Source organism: Serratia proteamaculans (assembly GCF_013337185.1).
Taxonomy (GTDB): Bacteria; Pseudomonadota; Gammaproteobacteria; order Enterobacterales; family Enterobacteriaceae; genus Serratia; species Serratia proteamaculans_D.
On sequence record NZ_SWDE01000001.1, the window covers coordinates 1393228 to 1415992 of the forward strand.

The 22765-nt window shown below is 53.8% G+C and carries 24 protein-coding genes; 10 read left to right on the forward strand and 14 right to left on the reverse strand.

The annotated features are described in order from the left end of the window. The first annotated feature begins 64 nt into the window (after window positions 1-64). Together FCL49_RS06510 and FCL49_RS06515 are read left to right on the forward strand one after the other, a co-directional pair. A complete protein-coding gene (locus FCL49_RS06510) occupies window positions 65-316 on the forward strand; it encodes a prevent-host-death protein (RefSeq protein ID WP_085116028.1) in 252 nt (83 codons plus the stop codon). Continuing rightward, window positions 306-590 carry a type II toxin-antitoxin system RelE family toxin gene (locus tag FCL49_RS06515; protein WP_174352875.1) on the forward strand — a complete coding sequence of 95 codons (285 nt, stop codon included), beginning with the start codon at window positions 306-308 and terminating at the stop codon, window positions 588-590. The genes FCL49_RS06510 and FCL49_RS06515 overlap by 11 nt, the downstream gene beginning before the upstream one ends. Here FCL49_RS06515 and rlmC read toward each other — a convergent pair. The 9 genes from rlmC to FCL49_RS06560 all read right to left on the reverse strand — a co-directional run bounded on the left by rlmC (window position 587) and on the right by FCL49_RS06560 (window position 8952). Beyond that, complete coding sequence (gene rlmC, locus FCL49_RS06520) at window positions 587-1714, reverse strand: 23S rRNA (uracil(747)-C(5))-methyltransferase RlmC (protein WP_174352876.1); 1128 nt, start codon at window positions 1712-1714, stop codon at window positions 587-589. The genes FCL49_RS06515 and rlmC overlap by 4 nt on opposite strands. A 68-nt stretch (window positions 1715-1782) precedes the next feature. Further along, the gene (locus FCL49_RS06525) at window positions 1783-2262 is read right to left on the reverse strand and encodes a YbjO family protein (RefSeq protein WP_174352877.1); all 480 of its coding nucleotides are present in this window, start codon (window positions 2260-2262) and stop codon (window positions 1783-1785) included. 171 nt (window positions 2263-2433) lie between these two features. Further along, window positions 2434-3279, reverse strand: coding sequence for a putrescine ABC transporter permease PotI (gene potI, locus FCL49_RS06530; RefSeq protein WP_174352878.1), 846 nt, complete (start codon window positions 3277-3279; stop codon window positions 2434-2436). After that, complete coding sequence (potH, locus tag FCL49_RS06535) at window positions 3276-4241, reverse strand: putrescine ABC transporter permease PotH (RefSeq protein ID WP_410001295.1); 966 nt, start codon at window positions 4239-4241, stop codon at window positions 3276-3278. Before potH ends, potI begins: the two co-directional genes overlap by 4 nt. 25 nt (window positions 4242-4266) lie before the next feature. Beyond that, the gene (gene potG, locus FCL49_RS06540; RefSeq protein ID WP_174352879.1) at window positions 4267-5400 is read right to left on the reverse strand and encodes a putrescine ABC transporter ATP-binding subunit PotG; all 1134 of its coding nucleotides are present in this window, start codon (window positions 5398-5400) and stop codon (window positions 4267-4269) included. A gap of 128 nt (window positions 5401-5528) precedes the next feature. Beyond that, window positions 5529-6638 (reverse strand): spermidine/putrescine ABC transporter substrate-binding protein PotF, encoded by a 1110-nt coding sequence (gene potF / locus FCL49_RS06545; protein ID WP_174352880.1) that lies wholly within the window; start codon window positions 6636-6638, stop codon window positions 5529-5531. A gap of 407 nt (window positions 6639-7045) precedes the next feature. After that, window positions 7046-7525 (reverse strand): YbjN domain-containing protein, encoded by a 480-nt coding sequence (locus FCL49_RS06550; protein ID WP_135315874.1) that lies wholly within the window; start codon window positions 7523-7525, stop codon window positions 7046-7048. Between the two features lie 161 nt (window positions 7526-7686). After that, entirely contained in the window at window positions 7687-8589 is a 903-nt protein-coding gene (gene rimK / locus FCL49_RS06555) for a 30S ribosomal protein S6--L-glutamate ligase (RefSeq protein ID WP_174352881.1), read from the reverse strand. A gap of 57 nt (window positions 8590-8646) precedes the next feature. Further along, window positions 8647-8952, reverse strand: coding sequence for a YbjC family protein (locus FCL49_RS06560; protein WP_174352882.1), 306 nt, complete (start codon window positions 8950-8952; stop codon window positions 8647-8649). 242 nt (window positions 8953-9194) lie between these two features. Here FCL49_RS06560 and FCL49_RS06565 point away from each other — a divergent pair, with 242 nt between their 5' ends. Then, a complete protein-coding gene (locus tag FCL49_RS06565; protein WP_012006074.1) occupies window positions 9195-9458 on the forward strand; it encodes a GrxA family glutaredoxin in 264 nt (87 codons plus the stop codon). Between the two features lie 51 nt (window positions 9459-9509). Here the strand turns inward: FCL49_RS06565 and FCL49_RS06570 are convergent, their stop codons facing one another. Beyond that, window positions 9510-9890: an inner membrane protein YbjM gene (locus FCL49_RS06570; RefSeq protein WP_174352883.1), complete on the reverse strand. Its 381-nt coding sequence runs from the start codon at window positions 9888-9890 to the stop codon at window positions 9510-9512. Between the two features lie 315 nt (window positions 9891-10205). On the opposite strand from FCL49_RS06570, the gene FCL49_RS06575 reads away from it, so the two are divergent. Beyond that, complete coding sequence (locus FCL49_RS06575; protein WP_012006072.1) at window positions 10206-11894, forward strand: aspartate:alanine antiporter; 1689 nt, start codon at window positions 10206-10208, stop codon at window positions 11892-11894. A gap of 203 nt (window positions 11895-12097) precedes the next feature. Here the strand turns inward: FCL49_RS06575 and FCL49_RS06580 are convergent, their stop codons facing one another. From FCL49_RS06580 to FCL49_RS06590, 3 genes are all read right to left on the reverse strand, one after another. Beyond that, window positions 12098-13066, reverse strand: a complete 969-nt coding sequence (locus tag FCL49_RS06580; RefSeq protein ID WP_174352884.1) for a threonine ammonia-lyase — start codon at window positions 13064-13066, stop codon at window positions 12098-12100. A gap of 252 nt (window positions 13067-13318) precedes the next feature. Further along, entirely contained in the window at window positions 13319-13831 is a 513-nt protein-coding gene (gene eco, locus FCL49_RS06585; RefSeq protein WP_174352885.1) for a serine protease inhibitor ecotin, read from the reverse strand. A 141-nt stretch (window positions 13832-13972) separates the two neighbouring features. Beyond that, window positions 13973-14812: a 5'-methylthioadenosine/S-adenosylhomocysteine nucleosidase gene (locus FCL49_RS06590; RefSeq protein ID WP_174352886.1), complete on the reverse strand. Its 840-nt coding sequence runs from the start codon at window positions 14810-14812 to the stop codon at window positions 13973-13975. Between the two features lie 137 nt (window positions 14813-14949). On the opposite strand from FCL49_RS06590, the gene FCL49_RS06595 reads away from it, so the two are divergent. After that, entirely contained in the window at window positions 14950-15702 is a 753-nt protein-coding gene (locus FCL49_RS06595; RefSeq protein WP_217434282.1) for a phosphatase PAP2 family protein, read from the forward strand. Between the two features lie 5 nt (window positions 15703-15707). Beyond that, window positions 15708-16313, forward strand: a complete 606-nt coding sequence (gene ybjG / locus FCL49_RS06600; RefSeq protein WP_174352888.1) for an undecaprenyl-diphosphate phosphatase — start codon at window positions 15708-15710, stop codon at window positions 16311-16313. A gap of 36 nt (window positions 16314-16349) precedes the next feature. Here ybjG and FCL49_RS06605 read toward each other — a convergent pair whose 3' ends face one another. Further along, on the reverse strand, window positions 16350-17192 hold the full coding sequence (locus tag FCL49_RS06605) for a hypothetical protein (RefSeq protein ID WP_174352889.1): 843 nt from the start codon (window positions 17190-17192) through the stop codon (window positions 16350-16352). A 215-nt stretch (window positions 17193-17407) separates the two neighbouring features. Here FCL49_RS06605 and deoC point away from each other — a divergent pair, with 215 nt between their 5' ends. From deoC to FCL49_RS06625, 4 genes are all read left to right on the forward strand, one after another. Continuing rightward, window positions 17408-18088 carry a deoxyribose-phosphate aldolase gene (gene deoC, locus FCL49_RS06610; RefSeq protein ID WP_135315864.1) on the forward strand — a complete coding sequence of 227 codons (681 nt, stop codon included), beginning with the start codon at window positions 17408-17410 and terminating at the stop codon, window positions 18086-18088. A gap of 145 nt (window positions 18089-18233) precedes the next feature. Next, window positions 18234-18998: a DNA-binding transcriptional repressor DeoR gene (deoR, locus tag FCL49_RS06615; protein ID WP_174352890.1), complete on the forward strand. Its 765-nt coding sequence runs from the start codon at window positions 18234-18236 to the stop codon at window positions 18996-18998. Between the two features lie 969 nt (window positions 18999-19967). Beyond that, entirely contained in the window at window positions 19968-21263 is a 1296-nt protein-coding gene (locus FCL49_RS06620) for an HAAAP family serine/threonine permease (RefSeq protein WP_174352891.1), read from the forward strand. A gap of 91 nt (window positions 21264-21354) precedes the next feature. Then, a complete protein-coding gene (locus FCL49_RS06625; RefSeq protein ID WP_135315861.1) occupies window positions 21355-22722 on the forward strand; it encodes an L-serine ammonia-lyase in 1368 nt (455 codons plus the stop codon). The last annotated feature ends 43 nt before the right edge of the window (window positions 22723-22765 follow it).

Genomic DNA, 22765 nt, shown 5'->3' on the forward strand with positions numbered 1-22765 from the left:
TGCATTGCCTCCCCGCCCTCTCAGTGCTAAATTTGATACTAAATTTAATACCAAAGGCAATACTATGATCGTCCAACCCATCCTGGCTGATTCAGCCGTCAGTATCAGCGATTTTAAAAAGTCACCTAACGCGGCACTCAAAGAAGCCAACGGACAACCCGTAGCCGTCCTTACTAATGGAAAGATTTCCGGTTATTACGTCTCTCCCGAGACCTGGCAAGCCATTGCTGAATGCCTGGAAGATATCGAACTCGCTGAAATAGTCCGCTCACGGATGAGTGGCAAACGTATTAAGGTCAATCTGGATGACTTATAACCTTGAATTCGAAGAACATGCACTGAAGGAATTTAAGAAATTAGCTCCGATGATCCGGGAACAGTTCAAGCGGAAATTGGTGGCCGTATTGGAAAACCCGTTGGTCCCCGCCAATAAGCTATCCGGCCTGCCTGATTGCTATAAAATAAAACTCAAGGCTTCTGGTTACCGTCTGGTCTATCGTGTCATCGGCGAGGAGATTGTGGTGTTGGTACTCTCGATAGGTAAACGTGAACGCTCAGAGGCCTATACTTCGGCTAAAAAGCGCCTTTAATTACGAACCAGCAGCGTCAGCACTTCGTAATGGGCGGTGTGCGGGAACATATCAAACAGCTGTACGCGCTCGATGCGGTAATCCGGCAACATCTCAATGTCTTTCGCCATGCTCTCGGCGTTACAGCTCGAATACAGAATATAGCCCGGTGCCATCTGGTTCAGATAGTCGCACAGTGCCTTGCCAATTCCGCGTCGCGGCGGATTAACCAGCACCAGCTGCGGTACGCTGCCTTCGGCGGTAGCGAAGCGGGTAGAATCCAGCGCCTGGAAATCGACGTGTCGCAAACCCAGAGTTTCCGCCGACTGGCGCGCGCAGGCAATCGCCTCGGCGCTGATCTCGATGCCGGTCAGGCGCGTTTCCGGCAGTGCACAATGCAGGCCAAATCCACCCACTCCGCAGAACAGATCCCACATGCTGTCGATACCCAATGCCCGCACCCAGTCACGGGCGGTGGCGTACAGTTCGGCAGCCACCAGCGGATTGGTCTGAAAGAAGCTTTGCGGGCGGATATACAGCGGCACCTGGTTAAATTGCTCTTCCAGCGCCTGCTGCTCGCTCAGTGGGATCTCCCGCTCCCCTTCCATAATCGCCATATGTACCGGCTGAATATTGGCGGAAATCACCCTGAGCTGCGGTAACTGCTGTTGCAGCCACGGCAGTGCGGCGCGCAGCTGCGCCAGTTTGCTGTCCGAACGCAGCACGAAGCGCAGCATCACGCCACCACTGTGGGTACTTTCAGTCAGTAGCAGGTACTTCAGTTCGCCGCGTTTACGCGCCACGTTATAAGGCACCAGACCGGCGCGGGCGATAAAACTTTTCAGCACCTCAAACATCGGCGAGAAACTGGCGGGATACAGCGGACAGGCGCTCAGATCCACCGCCGTGCCGTCACGATGCAGCATACCCAGTAGCGGACGCTCTACGCTGCCGCTGACCACCATTTTGGCTTTATTGCGAAATGCGCTCTGCTCGCCGGCGATCGGCTGCAGCCACTGCGCAACTTCACGGTCGCTCAGCAGTGATTGCAGATGATGCTGTTTGTCCGTCAGTTGCTGCGGGTACGGTTTTTCCAACCACTGACAGGAACGGCAGGTGCCCGCCGTATACAAAGCGCAATGCATGAAGATAACCCTGAGTTCGGGGTGAATAATTAAGGGCGCAGAGTTTATCACTCTACGCCGTTAAAATCTCAATTGCGCGCGGCGAAATAATGGCGGCTGGTTGCGGGAACAAACAATAATGCCAGGATGACGATGTCAGGGATTTTTTGCAGGATCAGGACGTGCAGAATTTGGCCGCTGGTTTCACCTTCGACGGTAAACACCTCCGGCAGAAAACTGCCAATGGTGGCCAACAGCAAATAACCGACCACCAGGCACTGGCAGGCCACATAGCCCCAACGCCCCCAGTTGCGGCCGCGCATCACCGCAAAACCGCAACTGATTTGCAGGCACAGTAATAACAGGCCGGCCAAAAAGATCAGGGTGGAATCCCAGGCCTGTGCACTGGTGCTGACGAACTCTTGAGCGCCATCGACCCCCAGTTCCCCCAACAGCAACAGCACGCTGATGCACTTGATGGCCACCATCGCCGTTCCGGCCACCATCACCGGTACTGGCGCATCTGAATTCATTCTTATTCCCTGCCTGCTGTTCAGCATGTCTGACATGTCCATGTTCCGCAACAAAACGCCATCTATACCCGTCATCTTTCAAGTTGCAGCGTTGTTACCTGCGCTCGCTGTAACTCGAAAGCTATAGGGTATATTCAAACGAGATATATAAAGTCAGGTAATCAATTGCAATACCAATAATTGCAAAAATAGCAGGTTTAATCAGACTCAGCTACGGGCAGCCTTTTGTAATTCGCGCGATCGCTGTTTTTCCGAGCGCGCCATAAACCACCATGCAATCAGGCCGATAACGCCGACCACCAGCAGGATCAAACTCGCCAGGGCGTTAATTTCCGGATTGACCCCCATACGTACGCTGGAGAACACCAGCATCGGCAAGGTGGTCGCGCCCGGCCCGGCGACGAAACTGGCAATCACCAGGTCATCCAGCGACAGGGTAAAGGCCAGCATCCAACCGGCAATCAGCGCCGGTGCAATCATCGGCAGAGTGATCACGAAAAACACTTTCAGCGGTGTCGCGCCCAGATCCATCGCCGCTTCTTCGATAGAGCGGTCCAACTCGCGCAGACGCGAGCTGATCACCACCGAAACGTAGGCAGTACAGAAGGTGACGTGCGCCAGCCAAATGGTGAACATCCCCCGCTCCGACGGCCAGCCAAAGGTATGCCCCATCGCCACAAACAACAGCAGCAGCGACAGGCCGGTGATCACGTCTGGCATCACCAGCGGTGCCGTCAGCATAAAAGCAAAACCGGTTGAACCCCGAAAACGTCCAAAACGGACCATCACCACTGCCGCAATCGCCCCCAGCACCACTGCCGCGGTCGCCGAGGCGGCGGCGATAGTCAGGCTGAGCCCAACGGCGCTGATCATCGCCGAGTCATGGAACAACTCGGTATACCAGCGCGTTGACCAACCGGCCCACACCGTCACCAGTTTGGAACTGTTGAACGAGTAGATCACCAGCATCAGCATCGGCGCATACAAGAAGGTGAAACCCAACACCAAAATAGCGATACGCCACGGCGAACGCACTACCGGCAAGTTGTTCATCCCTGCCCCCCCATTTCCTTGTTCTGGTGCTTGTGGAACCAGAGAATCGGTACGATCAACAGCAACAGCATGACGGTGGCCACTGCAGAGGCTACTGGCCAGTCACGGTTATTAAAGAACTCCTGCCACAGTACCCTGCCGATCATAATACTGTCCGGCCCCCCCAGCAGTTCCGGGATCACGAATTCGCCGACCGCCGGGATAAACACCAACATAGAACCGGCAATAATCCCGCCGCGGGTCAGCGGCATAATCACGCTGAAAAAGGTTTTCAGCGGTTTAGCCCCCAGATCCAGCGACGCCTCCACCAGCGAATAGTCCAGCCGCGTCAGCGCGGTGTAAATCGGTAGCACCATAAACGGCAGGTAGGAATACACCACGCCGATATACACCGCCAGATTGGTGTGCAGGATCACCAACGGCTGATCGATCACCCCGGTCCATAACAGGAAGTTATTGAGGATGCCGTTGTTTTTCAGAATGCCCATCCAGGCGTAGACGCGGATCAGGAACGAGGTCCACGACGGCAGGATCACCAACAACAGCAAAATATTGCGGGTTGAGGATTTGCTATGCGCCACCGCCCAGGCCAGCGGATAGCCGATAACAAGGCAACAAATCGTCGATACCGCCGCCACCTGCAGCGATTGCAGATAAGCGTCTATATACAGCGGATCGTCGGTCAGTTGCAGGTAATTGGCAAAATTGAGCGCGATGTCCAGCTTACCCTCTGCCCAGCTCATCAGATCAGTGTAGGGCGGGACCGCCAACGCCAGTTCCGCCAGACTGATCTTGAACACGATCAGGAACGGCAGCAGGAACAGCAGCGTCAGCCACAGCAGCGGTACCGCGATCACCAGCTTGCGGCCATGGGCCATCTGCAGGCGCTGGAAAAAGGCTTTTAGCGGGCCGGGCCCTTTGGCCGGTGGCTCCGGCGGTGTGTGTTCAGCAAGCATTGTCATAATGATTATTCCTCACCTTCTCGACTCACACCGTCAACACGACACAACTGTCGGCTTCCCAGCACAGGCGCACTTCGTCGCCCCAGGTCGGCATCCCTTTGCGGAAACGGTGACCGTTTTGCAATTGGGCGCTAATAATCTGGCCGCTGAGCAACTTCACATGGTAGATAGACAGGTCGCCGAGGTAGGCGATATGCGCCACTTCCCCCACCGCAAAGTTGCAGCCGTCCTGCGGAACCTCTTCGCACAGCATGATTTTCTCCGGCCGCAGTGCGACCTGGATCGGCACGCCGTCCACTACCGAGGCATCGGAGTCCACCTTAATCGCATGGCGCAAACCGGGACTTTGCAGGATCAGGCCATCGTCATGACGCTCTTGCAGCACACAATCAAAAACGTTGACCGAGCCGATAAATTCGGCGCTGAAACGGCTGTTCGGATGCTCGTAGATCTCTTCCGGTTCACCGATCTGCACAAATTTGCCACGGTTCATGATAGCGATGCGCCCTGCCATGGTCATCGCCTCTTCCTGATCATGGGTGACCATCACACAAGTCACGCCAACACGCTCAAGAATATCCGTCACTTCCAGCTGCATGCGATCACGCAGCTTTTTATCCAGTGCGCCCATCGGCTCATCCAGCAACAGCAGTTTCGGCCGTTTGGCCAGGCTGCGTGCCAGTGCCACCCGCTGGCGTTGGCCACCGGATAGCTGGTGCGGTTTACGCTTGGCGAACTCCTGCATGTGCACCAGCGACAGCATTTCCGCTACCCGCTCGGCGATTTCCGCACGCGGCATTTTGTCCTGTTTCAGACCGAAGGCGATGTTTTGCTCTACCGTCATGTGCGGGAACAGCGCGTAGGACTGGAACATCATATTGATCGGTCGCTGGTAAGGCGGCACGTGCGACATGTCTTGCCCATCGAGCACAATCTGCCCTTCCGACGGCTGTTCAAAACCGGCCAGCATGCGCAACAGCGTCGACTTCCCGCAGCCAGATGGCCCCAGCAAAGCGAATATTTCGCCTTTATAGATGGTCAGGCTGACATCTTCGACCGCGTTTTGGCCGTCAAAGGTTTTGGTGAGGTTACGGATTTCCAGCAGAGGAGTGAAGACCTTCTGCGACTTGGCTTGAGGACGAGGGATGACGTCGTTCAATCGGGGTGCTCTCCGGTGCAAACAGTACAAAAAACCACGGCGATTGCCATGGCCCAAAATGGCAACGCAGGCGGGGAGCACCCGCCTGCTGGTATGACACCGGGCTCAGCATGCTGAGCCGCTATTGATCATTTCCCGCTTTTAACTTTAGTCCAGGCGCGGGTAATCACACGATCCAGCTTCGGCGACTGTACGTTCAGCGTAAACAGCTTGGCGCGCAGATCGGCCGGTGGGTACACGTTCGGATTGTTGCGGACTTCGGCATTGACCAGCGGTGTAGAGTCCTTCACCGCGTTGGCGTAATACACGAAGTTACTGATCCCCGCCATGACGTCAGGCTTCATCAGGAAGTTCAGGAACTGGTAGGCAGCGTCCTTGTTTTTGGCATCTGCCGGCATGGCGAACATGTCAAAGTAGGTCAGCGCCCCCTCTTTCGGGATTGCATAGGCCACGTTCACGCCGTTCTTCGCTTCTTTGGCACGGTTGGCCGCCTGCATCACGTCGCCGGACCAGCCGATCGCTACGCAGATATCACCGTTTGCCAAATCGTTGATGTACTGGGAAGAGTGGAAATAACGGATGTTCGGCCGCAGCTTGAGCAACAGATCGTTGGCCGCACCGGTGTAGTCTGCCGCGTTGGTGCTGTTGGGATCTTTACCCAGGTAGTGCAGCACGGTGGCATAGACTTCGCTTGGCGCATCCAGGAAGGAAACGCCGCAGCTTTTCAACTTCTCGAGGTTTTCCGGTTTGAGGATCAGATCCCAGCTGTCAACCGGTGCGTCTTTGCCCAGCACCGCCTTCACCTTGTCGACGTTATAGCCGATGCCAGTAGTCACCATCAGATAAGGGATACCGTACTTGTTGTCCTTGTCGTTGTGCGCCACCAGTTGCAGCATCTCGGGATCAAGGTTTTTGTAGTTCGGCATCTTGCTCTTGTCGAGCGGCTCGAAAATGCCGGCCTTCGACTGACGCTCGAGGAAATTGGATGAAGGTACCACCAGATCATAACCGGTGCTGCCCGCCATCAGTTTACCTTCCAACACTTCGTTGGAGTCAAAGACGTCGTACACCACTTTAATGCCGGTTTCTTTCTGGAATTTGGCCAAGGTGTCCGGCGCAATATAGTCGGACCAGTTATAGATGTGCAGCGTTTTTTCCTCGGCTGACGCCGTGACGCTTGCTGCCATCAGCAGGCCGGCAACCACACCCGATAACCACTTTTTACGTTGGGTGACCATCCGTAACTTCCTCCAAAACAGGGGTGAATCATAGAATTGAACTTGTACCGCAAACGATACAAAACCTTTCCTGATCGAGCGCAATCGTCGCAACCACGGATTGAATGTCTATGCAGTTGATTGCATACACCTTTTTCAGTTGCCCAGCCCGCATGGTCACCAGGGGAATCGCAAGCCCTTAGCAGAATCAGCAGCATAACCGCTGTTGCCACAACGCACCAGCCTCCGGGGATAAAACCGGCTTTTATCGATTTTTTATGCAGTTTGTCTGTATGTGATACGCCATTAATGGCATAAACGAAGAGGAATATCTGGCAGCAGAGGGTTAAACACAGAATATTTTATTGCGGAAGGGAATAACGACAGCATGCCGCCGGAGGGACGGCACGCATCATGTACAGTGGGGATCAGTGCAGCATTGGCAGGCGGTCAGTCGCAGCCGTGTTATCTTCTTCGTCACCCATAAACAGCAGATCGTTCGCCCGCGCCTCGAGGATCACCATCGAGATTTGCTCTTCGCCCTGCTGCATAAAGTGGGTGAACTGCTCCAGCGTGACGCCAACGGCAATGCTCAGCGACTGGCAGACGATCAGCTTAGGCAGATTGTCGTCCTGAATATCAACAAACGCTTTAATAGTCAGCGAACTGGCGTTGATCTGGCTGAGATCGGCCACCAGTGGGATCAATGATGTCGGCTTAACTTCGGCCAGTGCGGAGAACAGGATCACGTTGTCGACCAGATCCAGCTTGGCATCAAATACGCCATCGAAATTTTGCATGTGCGGCAAGTGCAGCGCCTGACAGGAATCGCACTCAAAGAATGAAATGCCCGATTGATCCAGCCAGCGTCGCAACAACGCCAAATCAGGGACAATGAGTGAATCCATAATACCAGCCTCACAATATTCAAAACGCGAAAAGGCGCATAGCTTACGGAAAATTACCCCGCTACGCCACGATCAATGCGGCTTAATTCGCTATTAGGGTAAATATGGTCGATAAAAAGCCGCAACTCCAGCCACAGCAAGGCGAATTTTTTACGGCAAACTTATCCGCCCGATTTCAACCTGAAACCCGGCCTGCCGCGCTGCTCAATATACTCGATCATCCTGCCTGCGATATCCAACCCGGTGGTGCTTTCCACCCCCTCCAATCCCGGCGAAGCATTGACCTCCATCACCAGCGGGCCACGGGCCGCACGCAGGATATCCACCCCGGCGACATCCAGCCCCAGTGTGGTGGCGGCCTTGACCGCAATCGCCCGCTCTTTGGCAGTGATGCTTACCTTGCGGGCAGTGCCACCACGGTGCAGATTGGAACGAAACTCCCCGGGTTTGGCCTGCCGTTCAATGGCTGCCACTACCTTTCCCCCCACCACCAGACAGCGCACATCACTGCCCTGCGCCTCGCGAATATATTCTTGCACCAGGATATGGGCGTTAAGGCCGCGAAAGGCATCAATCACGCTTTCTGCCGCCTGGCGAGTTTCCGCCAGTACCACGCCAATACCCTGCGTACCTTCCACCAGTTTGACCACCAGCGGCGCGCCACCAACCAGTTCGATCAAATCGCCGGTGTCGTCGGGCGAATGCGCAAAACCGGTGATCGGCAAATCGATCCCCTGCCGCGCCAGCAACTGCAGCGAACGCAGCTTGTCGCGCGCACGAGTGATCGCCACCGACTCATTAAGCGGATAACTGCCCAACAGTTCAAACTGGCGCAGCACTGCAGTGCCATAAAAGGTGATGGCGGAGCCGATGCGCGGGATCACCGCGTCGTAACGCTCCAATTGACGGCCGCGGTAGTGGATAGTCGGCGCGGCCGGGTTGATGTTCATATAGCAAGAAAGTGGATCGATAACCTCGATGCTGTGGCCGCGCTGTTCCGCCGCCTCCACCAAGCGTTTACATGAGTACAGCGTTCCGTCGCGCGAAAGAATGGCAATTTTCACTCGTCACCCCAAAAAGGCAAGCACCTGCCTGGCAGGTATGTCTCCGGTGGCCCTTATTCAGCCACGCGGCTCACTGTCGTTTTTATCTTCAGGCATATCAGGTTTGTGCCGATCGTTCTGCGGCGGCAGACCACCGCGCATCAATGGGCCAAATCCTTGCACCACCCGCCAAACCAGAAATGCCGCCGCCGGTACCATCAGCGCCACGCCGAGGAAGATCATTCCCACCGCCGCCTGCTGTGAGGCCAACCAGCCGGGTAATTGAACGTGGCTATGAATGCTCAGATAGGCCAGCACCAACAACAGCATGCCCAGCCCTTCCAAAACCAGCACCGTACGCGGTAAGTCACCGAATGAACGCATATTTTTCTTCTCCAGAAGCTCTGCCTCCAGTGTAGTGAATTCCCATCGGCGGCGACACCCCCGGCGGCTTAATCGGTTACATGAATCAGATTAACAGGTAATTCCTGCTTTTTTTTCGCCGAACCAACGGGCATAGTAAGCGCCATCAATGCGGGTAATGTTCAGGCTCAAGTCTTTTTCGACTGACAGAATGTCATTGCAGTTGCGATTAAATTATTGAATATCAATCTAAGGAGTGTTGCATGTTTGCAGTTATCTTCGGGCGCCCTGGCTGTCCTTATTGTGTCCGTGCGAAAGAGTTGGCGGAAAAACTGACTGAAGAACGTGACGATTTCAACTTCCGTTATGTTGATATCCACGCTGAAGGCATCACCAAGGCCGATCTGGAAAAAACCGTCGGCAAGCCGGTAGAAACCGTACCGCAGATTTTCCTCGATGAGAAACACATCGGCGGCTGCACCGATTTCGAAGCCTATGCCAAAGAAAACCTGAATCTGTTCCAGTAAGCTTCGGGCAGAAAGACGAAAAGGCGCTAAGTGCGCCTTTTTTATTTGCCATTAGCCACGGTGGCACTGCCGGTAGGCTTGCAACAGGCCGCGCGCAAACAAAGCCAGCAACGCACCGAACACGCACCAGAACACCGCGCTGGTGGCATAAGCCAATTCCTGCCAAACCGAGGCAGACGGCGTTAGCCAGAAATGGCGGATGATCAGACACAGCGGCAAGGCATACAACGCCCCCAGTAGCGGGCAGAGAATGCGTTTTTTGCTCGATAGATAGCTGGCGACCACACCGGGTATCACAAACAGCAACAGACCTGTCTCCCCCCGGTGTTCATGATCCGTGCTGCCAAACACCCCACTCTGCTGGCCGAGATACACCAGGCTGAACAGCAGAAAACAGCTTAATATTCCCCACCAATACCGTTCACTCGCCATGCCCCCTCCCCCTTTAACCTCATTACCACACCGTAGAAATCAGCCGTGCCACAATGCCGGTGACGCCTTGTCGTAAACCGACAACGCAAAACTGAACTTTTTCCTTGGCCTAAAGAGAGTTAAATGCTTTCGGCAGGGCATGAACCCAGCTTTATGCTGGCTGTCACGCGCCATAGCGACTAGAATAAACGCCGCCGATCGATGCTTCGAATCGCCTTTCGCTGGTTAGTTATTTATGAAGTCGCTTTTTGACTGAATTTATATCTTATATTTATCTATATCAAGCACTTACTGGTAAACAATAAGTTATCCTACGTGAACATAAACGTCGCTAGTTTGTTAAACGGTAACTACATCCTGTTACTGTTCGTGGTACTCGCGCTGGGGCTGTGCCTCGGTAAAGTCCGTCTGGGCTCCGTTCAACTCGGTAATTCCATTGGCGTTTTGGTGGTTTCGCTGCTGCTCGGTCAACAACACTTCGCCATTAACACCGAAGCGCTGAATCTCGGCTTTATGCTGTTTATTTTCTGCGTTGGCGTAGAAGCCGGGCCAAACTTTTTCTCGATATTTTTCCGCGACGGCAAAAATTACCTGATGTTGGCGCTGGTGATGGTCGGTTCCGCGATGGTGATCGCCATCGGTCTGGGCAAACTGTTCCATTGGGATATCGGCCTGACCGCCGGTATGCTCGCCGGCTCAATGACCTCGACCCCGGTATTGGTGGGCGCCGGCGATACGCTACGTAATACCATCACCAATGGCCCGGCACTGCTGGCAGCGCAGGATCATCTGAGCCTTGGCTACGCCCTGACCTACCTGATTGGTTTGGTGAGCCTGATTTTCGGAGCGCGCTACCTGCCCAAGCTGCAACACCAGGATCTCTCCACCTCTGCTCAACAGATTGCCCGTGAACGCGGCCTGGACACCGACAGCCAACGCAAGGTTTACCTGCCGGTCATCCGCGCCTATCGCGTTGGCCCCGAGCTGGTGGCCTGGGCCGATGGCAAAAATCTGCGTGAGCTGGGTATCTATCGCCAGACCGGTTGTTATATCGAACGTATCCGCCGTAACGGTATTTTGGCCAATCCGGACGGCGACGCTGTATTGCAGGTGGGCGACGAAATTTCGCTGGTCGGCTACCCCGACGCCCATGCACGACTGGATCCCAGCTTCCGCAACGGCAAAGAAGTCTTCGACCGCGACCTGCTGGATATGCGCATCGTTACCGAAGAGATCGTGGTTAAAAACAGCAATGCGGTGAACAAACGCCTGAGCCAGTTGAAGCTGACCGATCACGGCTGCTTCCTCAACCGGGTGATCCGCAGCCAGATTGAAATGCCTATCGACGACAGCATTGTGCTCAATAAAGGCGATGTGCTGCAGGTCAGCGGCGACGCCCGCCGGGTGAAAAGCGTGGCGGAGAAGATTGGCTTTATCTCGATCCACAGCCAGGTGACCGACCTGCTGGCATTCTGCGCCTTCTTTATCATCGGGCTGTTGATTGGCCAGATCACCATTCAGTTCAGCAATTTCTCGTTCGGCATCGGTAACGCCGCCGGTTTGCTGATGGCCGGCATCATGCTCGGCTTCCTGCGTGCCAACCACCCGACCTTCGGCTACATTCCGCAGGGGGCGCTGAACATGGTGAAAGAGTTCGGCCTGATGGTCTTTATGGCCGGTGTCGGTCTGAGCGCCGGTGCCGGTATCGGCAACAGCCTGGGAGCCGTTGGCGGCCAGATGCTGATCGCCGGGCTAATCGTCAGCCTGGTGCCGGTAGTGATTTGCTTCCTGTTCGGTGCCTACGTGCTGCGCATGAACCGCGCCCTGCTGTTCGGCGCGATTATGGGAGCCCGTACCTGCGCGCCGGCAATGGAAATTATCAGTGATACCGCGCGCAGTAACATTCCGGCGCTGGGCTACGCCGGCACCTACGCCATCGCTAACGTATTGTTAACCCTGGCGGGCTCGTTGATAGTGGTGTTGTGGCCGGGGATCCTCGGCTAACCGATAAGCAACGAAGATGAATCAGTGGCAAAAATATTTTGAAATTTTTATCCCCGGTGAGAACTTTCCTTTCGGGGGGTAGTCTTAATTAGTGCCACTGCTTTTCTTTGATGTCCCCATTTTGTGGAGCCCGTTAGTCCCGCCTATTTAGGTTCAAGACTAGCGGGTTTTTTATTGCCTGAATAAACTCCACAGGGGCTAAATCACAGGGTTTGCGAGTAGCTAACCCATTTTGACATATCCTGATGGGAGATATTTCCACCGCACACTACGAGCCCCATGACGGCGTCTACGGGAAGTTGGGGAGCAATGGCCATAGCCGCAGGTATCAGCGTTCCGGAAGCCAGTTCAACCCATAATTTTGCCTCTTCGCCAAAGGCCACCATTCCCTCTATCGCGGACTTATCCGATACCACAACAACCTCTTCGATATAAGCTTGAGCATGGGCCAGCATCATTTCATCAATGGCAGGCACACCGAGGGTAGAGATAATTGAAGTGACCTCAATGTTAACCGGTTTGCCGGCGCGCAACGCCTGATGCATCGAACTTGCCCCAGAGGTTTCAACCCCCCAAATTCTAATCTCTGGCTTTATGGCTTTTAGCGCAGTAGCCACACCGGCCAGCATACCGCCGCCGCCCACCGCAACCAGGACGTCGGTAAGCTCCGGGCAGTCGGCAATGAACTCAAGCGCCAGGGTTCCATGCCCTTCGGCAATCAGCGAATCGTTGCAATCATCAATGACTACATATCCCTGATCAGCCAAAGCCTTAGCCCGCTCAAACGCAGCGTGAACATCAGATTCCACGATAACGGTGCTACCCAGTTCACCCACCCGGTCGATGGCGGTTGCCGGGGCACTTTTCGGCATAATAATGGTGACATCAGCCCCAAAGATCTTCGCCGCCTCGGCTATCGCAATGCCAAAATTACCGCCACTCACCGCCACAAACCGGTTATCTTTAACATCGCTCGCCAGGCTCAAAAACTTGTTAAGCACACCCCGAGCTTTAAAAGAGCCCCCCAACTGAGTGTTTTCAAGTTTCAAAAAAACCGGTCTCTGAATCTTTTCCGTTAATTTTGAACCAGGGATGGTGGGAGTTCGAATAACCTTTCCGGCTAGCCGCTCAGCCGCTTCAGTAATGGCGCTAAATTCAATTAATTTTGTCATTTTTGCCCAGTCAGGTGAGTTTCGTTATTGCACGCATGACATTAAAGCTAACTTTTTAATCCTGCGGCCTTTATCGGTAATTGCTCGCTCCTCAAAATACAGATTTTCACCGTCGCTTTCTATTGGTTAAAGCTATTATGTGATGCAAAAAAAAACCGTCTGGGAAGGATTGCCGGCAACGCAATTCATTCTCCAGACGGGCTCATGTTCAGGTAATCACTTAGCCGTGCTAATGGTTAGCACACATCGGCATTACTTCTGCTCTGCTTTACTCACGGTGTCTTCGGCTTTCCACACGCGGTATTTCACTTCCACGTCTTTCGGTGCGTAGACCACGATTGGCAGGCGGCTGTTGTAACGTTGCATGGCAGCGTCACCCAGATTGGCAGCGATAAATTTTTGCTGTTTGGTATTGTCCGGGCAAGCCATCATGGTGGAAGCCGGTTCAGACAGTTTTTCCACCACCAGGTAGTCGTAACCCCAACCGGAAAGGGTTTTGGTTTCCAGCGTGCCACCCATCATGTGGCGGTTGCAGTCCACTTCCAGCGTTTTGCCAATCAGCAGTTCAACCTTGAAATTCTCTTCGTGTTCCTGCTTCGGCAGGTAAATCACCTGACGGTTCATGCCCTTCTCGGCTTTCGGGTAAGGGGCGACCTTTTCCAGCGGTTGCTTGCTGATATCGGTGTCTTCGGCAGAGGTGGCAGCAATAGCGCTGGCGGAAGCGGCCATCAGCAGGCCGGAAAATACAACGGATGCCTTGTTCATGTTTATATCCCTACAATTTATTAAATGCTCCGGGCATAAGCTAATACACTACAGAGAAGCTCGCCAGTAGTTTAATCTTCTTTACAATAAGCAATGGCCAGTAGCAATAACCCACCGCTGACCATTAATTAGGATAAATCATTAACGAGATGCGTTTTTGGCGATATAAGTCTTCACCACCTGATAGACATAATCCTGGCACGCCAGGCCAGTCTGTGGGTCGTATTTACCCTGATTGGTAATATTGTTGGACAGCACGCGGATGCCGACAAAAGGAATATTGAAGGAAGCGGCGATCTGCGCAGCGGAGGCGGTCTCCATCTCTTCAACCGAGGTATGATAGTTTTCGTGGAAATAGCCAATACGGTCCAGTTCGCTGTTCCACACATCGGCAGAACCGATAACCCCTTCAACCACCTTGCCCTGGGTATAGCTGCCCTTAACACTTTCAGCTATCGCCAACAGTTTGGCATCAGCCGGAAACTGACGGATGGTGTGGGCATTTTTATCTTCACCGGCACTGCCTTTCGAAGCCAGTAAATCCATCGGCTGCCATTGTCGCGAGTCACTGCCTTCCCCCGCCGCCTTCTTCGGTGTTTTAAACGCGCCCAGGCTGACCGAATACTTGCCCAATACGATGTCGTACACCTTCAGCGCCGGATCGTGGCCACCGGCGGTCCCCTGATTGATGATGGCTACCGGATGGAATTGGGTAGCGGCAATAGCCGTAGCGGCCGCTGCATTCGACATGCCTTTCAGGGTTTCTGACACCACCACCGGATACCCATCCACCGTGCCGCGCCAGAAACGCCAGCCGCCAATCTGTTCTTCGCGCGGGTTATCCAGGCGTTGGGCAAAACGTTCTGCCTCTACCGGCATCGCACCCTGCACCACAATCGGCCCGCTAACCTGCGCTAATGCCAAGGGGGAAAAAACTGCACTACAGGCTGCCAATAGCGCCAAATTCAAGTTTCTTGTCATCACCACATCATTCCCATAAAAAGCAAACGATTACCTTAGCCGAAAGCCGATAATCCGCCTATCCCTTTCTCAACCTCAACCAACTGGGGCATTAAGGTTTTCTTAAGACAGAATTATTACAGTGACATCATCCATTAATGTCACCGAGCCTGCGTGTGAACCTAAAACCTTCATTAAATCAATCCTCAACAACACCCCAAATTAAGACTAACGCCCTTTACTCCCTGCCGGCATCCTTTTACCGTTGGCAGGTTTTTGGATTGGTAGTCAGTGGTTTGTTGTTCCTTTGGCTGTCGCGTAACGAACAACTGGACTGGGCTGTCAGCAACTACTGGTTCGACGCCGCCAGCGGGCATTTCCCCTGGCAGAACAATCACTGGCTGGACTTGATTAACCACCGCCTGCTGAAAATTGGCGTGATTACCGGTGCGGTGCTGGCGCTGTTTTGGGGCATTTACCGCCGTAACCCGCGCATGATCGTCACCATGTTGCTGATCGGTATTGGCCCACTGGTGGTCGGCATTCTTAAAGCCACCAGCGCACATTCCTGCCCATGGGATTTGATCGAATACGGCGGCAAGGCAATGTCCTACCCGCTGTTCGGCGCAATCCCGGCAGAGCCCGGGCCGGGCCGTTGCTTCCCTGGTGGCCATGCCTCCAGCGGTTTTGCGGTGATGGCGCTGTTTTTCCTGTTTTATCCGCAACGCCCGCGCCTGGCTTACTGGTGCTGGTTCGGCGGTATTGCGCTCGGCATGCTGATGGGTTTTGGTCAGGTAATGCGTGGAGCACATTTTCTTACCCATAACCTGTGGGCGGGTTGGTGGGTTTGGCTCAGCCAACTGGCTGTTTATTGGATGGTGAGCGGGTATCTCCGCCGCAAGACAAGGTAAATATTATGGAGCAATTGAATTATTTTCTTTTCGCCTGGATCAACGCGACCCCGGCGTCCCCCGAGTGGTTGATTGATGTCGCCACCTTTTTGGCCCGCGATCTGATCGCTATCGTACCTATGCTGATCGTTGGACTATGGCTGTGGGGGCCGCAGAATCAACTGGTATCGCAGCGTCAAGTGGTGGCCAAGACGACAATTGCTCTGCTGTTCGCCATGCTTGCCTCCGCGACCATTGGCATGCTGCTGCCGCACGAACGGCCGTTTGTGGCCGGTGTCGGTTATACCTTCCTGGCGCATGCGCCGGACAGCTCCTTCCCCAGCGATCACGGTACCGCCATCTTCACTTTCGCTCTGGCCTTTTTGTTCTGGCATCGGGTCTGGTCAGGCATTTTATTGCTGGCTGTCGCGGTCGGCATTGCCTGGTCGCGCGTCTATCTGGGCGTACACTGGCCGCTGGATATGGTAGGTGGCTTCCTGGTCGGCCTGGTCGGTTGCCTGTTTGCTCAATTGGTATGGAACCTGTTTGGCGATAGTATTGCCGACAAGCTGACGCGCCTGTACCGCTTCCTGTTCGCCTTCCCGATCCGCAAGGGCTGGGTGAAAGAGTAAGCCTGTATTTTGGCCGGGGCGGCTCCGCCCCGGCTGTCACACTACCCCGGTTACCACACAGAACTCTCGCGTTTTCCCCGCCCCGATCATCATTCTCGAGCGCTCACTTTGCCCTTGCGGACTGCAGGTTGCCGGCTGAATGAACCTGAACAGGCGCTGATTTCCCTGCTGTGTCATGCGGCGCAGGCCATAATTGAACTGCTCGGTGGAGAAACGCGTAACATATCGCCTCCCTTTCGACGCCAACATATAGAACTCGGCCTGATCAACATACAGTGACAAATCGTCCGAGTACTGTAGCCCTTCTTCGGTGACACTTCCCGGTGGCATCAGCGCTGGCGTCGGCAAGTTCTGCCTGAACACCGCCGCAGGAATACAGCCGTAATTAAGCTGGCAAACATAACTTAGCGGCAGCGGGTGGTCGGCAAGATTGGTGATTTGCATATCAATGGAGAATTGAGCACTCTCCGCCGTTAAACGGACCGCCGGACGCAGCCGACAACGTTGATGGGCAGATTCCCCACTGCCGTATAGCGTCAGCGTATCGCCCTCAACCTGCAACCAGACAAGCTGCATGTCTGATAATAAACCGCCCTGGGGTGACCAGGGTGAATGAAAGGCCACACTGCTCTCCGGTTTGCCCCCTAACGTTTTGACACTGCGACGGCCCGACTTCAACGAGTAGCCATCAAAATCAGCATCCCAGATCGTCAGCGCGCGGTAGGGCAATAGGCGCAATGAGCCACGGCTGTTTGCCAGTGTCAGCATCGGCCCTGCAGCAGCACAGTTAAAGGCCGTGACTACAAAATCCGCATTGCGGAAAACTTCATACGGTTGCGCTCCAAACTGTTCTGGCGCCAAATTTATTATCATATCCATGCTTTCCCCCTGGGTGTTCACGCGAGTTATCCCGCGACCAACGCCTAAAATGTTACTTAAATAACATTTATCTCACCCCATGTTATACGTTAAACAGCCAAAAAACGATGATCTGGCATTCATTTTTAAACACCACTAGGTTTATCGCCGATGAAATGTTATTATTCTAACATTACTCACATCCTGCTTTGATAAAACCTTAATAAGGAATCGAGATGACTACCGAAAACATTGATTACGCCCGCTATGTCGATCACACCCTGCTGGCGATGGATGCCACTGAAGAGCAAATCGCCAAACTCTGTGAAGAAGCACAACAGCACAACTTCTACGCTGTCTGCGTTAACTCTGGTTACGTGCCATTGGCTGCGCACCTGCTGCAAGAAAGCGAAGTGAAAATCTGCTCGGTGATTGGTTTCCCACTGGGTGCCGGTCTGACAGTAACCAAAGCTTTCGAAGCTAAAGCGGCGATTGCTGCCGGCGCGCAGGAAATTGACATGGTGATCAACGTGGGTTGGCTGAAAAGCGGCCTGCTGGATGAAGTTAAAGCCGACATCGCCGCAGTGCGCGAGGTTTGCGCGGCGATCCCGTTGAAGGTAATATTGGAAACCTGCCTGCTCAGCGATGCGCAGATCGTTCAGGTTTGTGAAATGTGTCGCGAACTCGATGTGGCCTTCGTTAAAACCTCTACCGGCTTCAGCACCGGCGGTGCTCGTGAAGAGCACGTCAAACTGATGCGCGCAACGGTGGGCAGCGAGATGGGTGTTAAAGCATCCGGCGCCGTGCGCGATCGCGCAACCGCCGAGAAGATGATCAAAGCAGGTGCAACTCGTATCGGCACCAGCTCTGGCGTAGCAATCGTTTCCGGTGATCAGGCTGCTACCGGCAGCTACTGATAACCTGAGGCGTCTGGGTTCCGGGCGCACGCCGAGATAATCTGATGCGGGGTAATAAGTTCAGCCGATGGCTGGACCGCTATTACCCCGCATTTGTGTGTTCAGCCCTGGAGAAACTCTCTTAACCCTGTGGGAAGACAGACTGATGGAAACGCGGCGCGAAGAACGTATCAATCGATTAGTCCAGGCGTTAAAGCGCTCTGACAAGATCCACTTAAAAGAAGCCGCCGTCCTGTTGGGCGTGTCAGAAATGACGATTCGCCGCGATCTCAGCGCTGAACCGGCGGCCGTGGTGCTGCTGGGCGGTTACGTGGTGGCCGATCCGCGCAGTAACGGTGTGACCCACTATTTTGTTTCCGACCAAAAAGCCAAGCAGGTCACGGAGAAACGCCGTATCGGCCTGCTCGCCGCGCAGCTTATCAGCGAAAACGACACCGTATTTTTCGATTGTGGCACCACCACGCCGGCGATCATCGACGCTATCGCTGACGATCTGGTCTTCACTGCGATTTGCCACTCGCTCAATACCTTCCTGGCGTTACAGGACAAACCGAACTGCAAGGTGATCCTGTGCGGCGGGGAATTCAAACCGAACAACTACATTTTCACCGCCGTCGGCCGCCACAGCGAACTTGATCATATCTGTCCCAATATCGCCTTTATCTCCGCAGCCGGCTTGAGCCTGCAGCATGGCGCAACCTGCTTTAACTTTGATGAACTGGAGATGAAGCACCGGGCGATAGCAATGTCACAACAAAAAATCCTGGTGGCCGACCACAGTAAATTCGGTAAAACCAAACCTGCCTGCATCGGGTTATTGACCCAATTCGATCGGGTGATCACCGATCGCCAGCCCGACGCGGAATTTGCGGAATTTTTCAGCGAAAACGCGATCGCCATTCGTTTTTAATCTGCACCCTGCCGTCGACCCCGGTCGGCGGAGCTCCTCAATCCCCCTTCTATCCCGGCAAGATATTGAACAAATAATGCGCAATTGATTCGATTGTTTTATTATCCCTACCCGAAAGCAGGTTAATAAATTGAAACAGTTCTGCAGGCTTATTCCTTCTGCACGGATAAATCTTACTCAATATTACTTTCGTACTCTGCATAACAGCGCTTTTATATGATAAATAGCAGTGACGTCCGCACGATAAATATCAACAATTGCGCAACTAACAAGCTTTAAATATAACCAATCCGGCTTATTTATATGATGAATGATTAAGCATTTTTATCCGCTAGCCACTTAACTAGTTTACCCACGTTATTAGCTGGATATTCATAACAAACATTTTAAAAACAATAAGTTATATATGATTTAACTTTAAAACGTAATGTGATCTACGTCACTAAAACCGCTTAATCCGGGTTTTTAGCTAGATCCAAACCCACGCTTAAAATATATTGCTCGACTTGCTGATAACGGCAGCGTTTTATCTGGTTACAGATTGTTCATACCAGATAAACTCTGAAACATTGATGAGAGCGCGTTCAGCACGAAATTTTACACAAGTGCGCAACATATGCATGAAAAACCAATATAAAAGCAGTTAGCCGCACACATTACGCATTTGAGAGCATGATCACGGTTGTTTCTACTGTAAATCGTTATCTTGCCGCCAACGAAAATCGGCAGGCAATGACCTTCCGGCAGCAGTACCGATACGATGCCCTCTACAGGCTAAATATCATTTGATTAATTATCCGGCACCGCTGCCAAGGGTAATTAGCCTATTAAATAACCAGGGGGACGCCAACACTCCCCGCAAGCAACATCTGATTCTTACCGATGCCGCCATCTGATATTGCGTCATTCGGATTTAACCTTAAGTTTTGCCTTTAATTTTAAATTAGCGTGTTCACTTCGGAGATATTTATGGACACTACACAGACCGGCACCATTGCCTCTGCGGCTTCTGGCTCTACCAGTACCTGGCGTAAAACCGACACCATGTGGATGTTGGGCCTGTACGGCACCGCGATTGGCGCGGGCGTTTTGTTCCTGCCAATCAACGCCGGTATCGGTGGTTTGATCCCCCTGATTATCATGGCCATCATTGCGTTCCCGATGACCTTCTTTGCTCACCGTGGCCTGTGCCGCTTCGTTCTCTCCGGTAAAAACGCCGGTGAAAACATCACCGAAGTGGTTGAAGAACACTTTGGTATCAGCGCCGGTAAGCTGATCACCCTGCTTTACTTCTTTGCCATTTACCCCATTTTGTTGGTTTACAGCGTCGCCATTACCAACACCGTCGACAGCTTTATTACCCACCAATTGGGTATGACTTCGCCGCCACGTGCCATTCTGTCGCTGATCCTGATTGTCGGCCTGATGACCATCGTGCGTTTCGGCGAGCAGGCTATCGTGAAGACCATGAGTATCCTGGTGTTCCCGTTTGTCGCCGTGCTGATGCTGCTGGCCCTGTACCTGATCCCGAACTGGAGCACCGCCATCTTCGAGAACGTTTCCCTGTCCGGCGCAGGCACGGGTATGGGTCATGGTCTGGTTGTCACGCTGTGGCTGGCTATCCCGGTGATGGTGTTCTCCTTCAACCATTCACCTATTATCTCCGCGTTCGCGGTGGCCAAGCGTGAAGAGTACGGTCAGGAAGAAGCAGAGAAGAAATGCTCTCGCATTCTGGGCTTCGCTCACATCATGATGGTGTTGACCGTAATGTTCTTCGTGTTCAGCTGCGTGCTGAGCCTGTCGCCGGAAAACCTGGCGGAAGCCAAGGCGCAGAACATCTCCATTCTGTCTTACCTGGCTAACCACTTTAATAACCCGATGATCGCCTACATCGCGCCGGTTATCGCCTTTATCGCCATCACCAAATCGTTCCTCGGTCACTACCTGGGCGCACGTGAAGGCTTTAACGGTCTGATTGCCAAATCGATGAAGAGCCGCGGTAAAACCATCAGCACCAACAAGCTGAACCGTATCACCGCTCTGTTTATGCTGGTGACCACCTGGATTGTTGCGACCCTGAACCCAAGCATCCTCGGCATGATCGAGAACATGGGTGGTCCAATCATCGCCATGCTGCTGTTCCTGATGCCGATGTACGCTATCCGTAAAGTGCCGGCCATGCGCAAATACAGCGGCCACATCAGTAACGTGTTCGTGGTAGTGATGGGCCTGATCGCCATCTCCGCAATCCTGTACAGCTTCTAATCAAGACCAGCCGGCGCTACCTTGCGCCGGCTTCTCTGCACGACCCCCTTTCCTGCATTAACGCCTAACACCTGAAGAAGGAGGCGAGACCATGGTCAGCGTTTTCGATATTTTCAAAATTGGTATTGGCCCATCCAGCTCTCACACCGTCGGCCCGATGAAAGCCGGCAAGCTGTTTGTCGATGAATTGATTGCCAGCCAGCAGCTATTGGATACCACTCGCGTGGTGGTGGACGTCTACGGTTCGCTGTCACTGACCGGCAAAGGTCACCACACCGATATCGCGATTATTATGGGCCTGGCGGGTAACCTGCCGCACGACGTTGATATCGACGGTATCGCCGGTTTTATCCGCGACGTTGAGCAACGCGGCCGCCTGCTGCTGGCCAAGGGCCACCACGAAGTGGATTTCCCGCTGCAAACCAGCATGAATTTCAACAGCGATAATCTGCCGCTGCATGAAAACGGCATGCGCATCAGCGCTTTCGCCGGTGAACAACTGTTACACAGCAAAACCTATTACTCGACCGGCGGCGGTTTTATCGTCGATGAAGAAAACTTCGGCCTGGCTGCGGCCAATCCGGTTCAAGTGCCCTTCCCGTTCAACTCGGCGCGAGACTTGCAGCAACACTGCAAAGATGCAGGTCTTTCACTGTCCGGCCTGGTGATGCAAAACGAATTGGCGCTGCACAGCAAAGCCGAGATCGACGCTCACTTCGCCGATGTCTGGCAGGTGATGCGCGCCGGTATCGAACGCGGTATGAACACCGAAGGCCTGTTGCCCGGCCCGATGAAGGTTCAGCGCCGCGCCGCGGCCCTGCGCCGCCTGCTGGTCACCGGTGACAAGAACAATATCGACCCAATGAACGTGGTCGACTGGATCAACATGTTCGCCTTTGCCGTCAATGAAGAAAACGCTGCTGGTGGCCGTGTAGTCACCGCTCCGACCAACGGCGCCTGTGGCATCATCCCGGCGGTGCTGGCCTATTACGACCAGTTTATTCGCCCGGTAAACCCTAACTCCTACAGCCGTTATTTCCTGACGTCCGGCGTGATCGGTGCGCTGTACAAGATGAACGCTTCAATCTCCGGTGCCGAAGTTGGCTGTCAGGGCGAGGTGGGCGTCGCCTGCTCAATGGCCGCAGCAGGGTTGGCAGAATTGATGGGCGGCAGCCCGGCACAGGTTTGTATCGCGGCGGAGATCGCCATGGAGCATCACCTGGGGCTAACCTGCGATCCGCTGGCCGGTCAGGTTCAGGTGCCCTGTATCGAACGTAACGCCATTTCCGCGGTGAAGGCGGTCAATGCCGCACGTATGGCGCTGCGCCGCACCAGTGAGCCGCGCGTGTGCCTGGATAAGGTGATCGAAACCATGTATGAAACGGGCAAAGACATGAACGCCAAGTACCGCGAGACATCGCAAGGTGGATTGGCGATCAAGGTAGTGGCCTGTAACTGATAAAAAAGAGGGCGCAATCATCAATGACTGCGCCCTCCTGTTA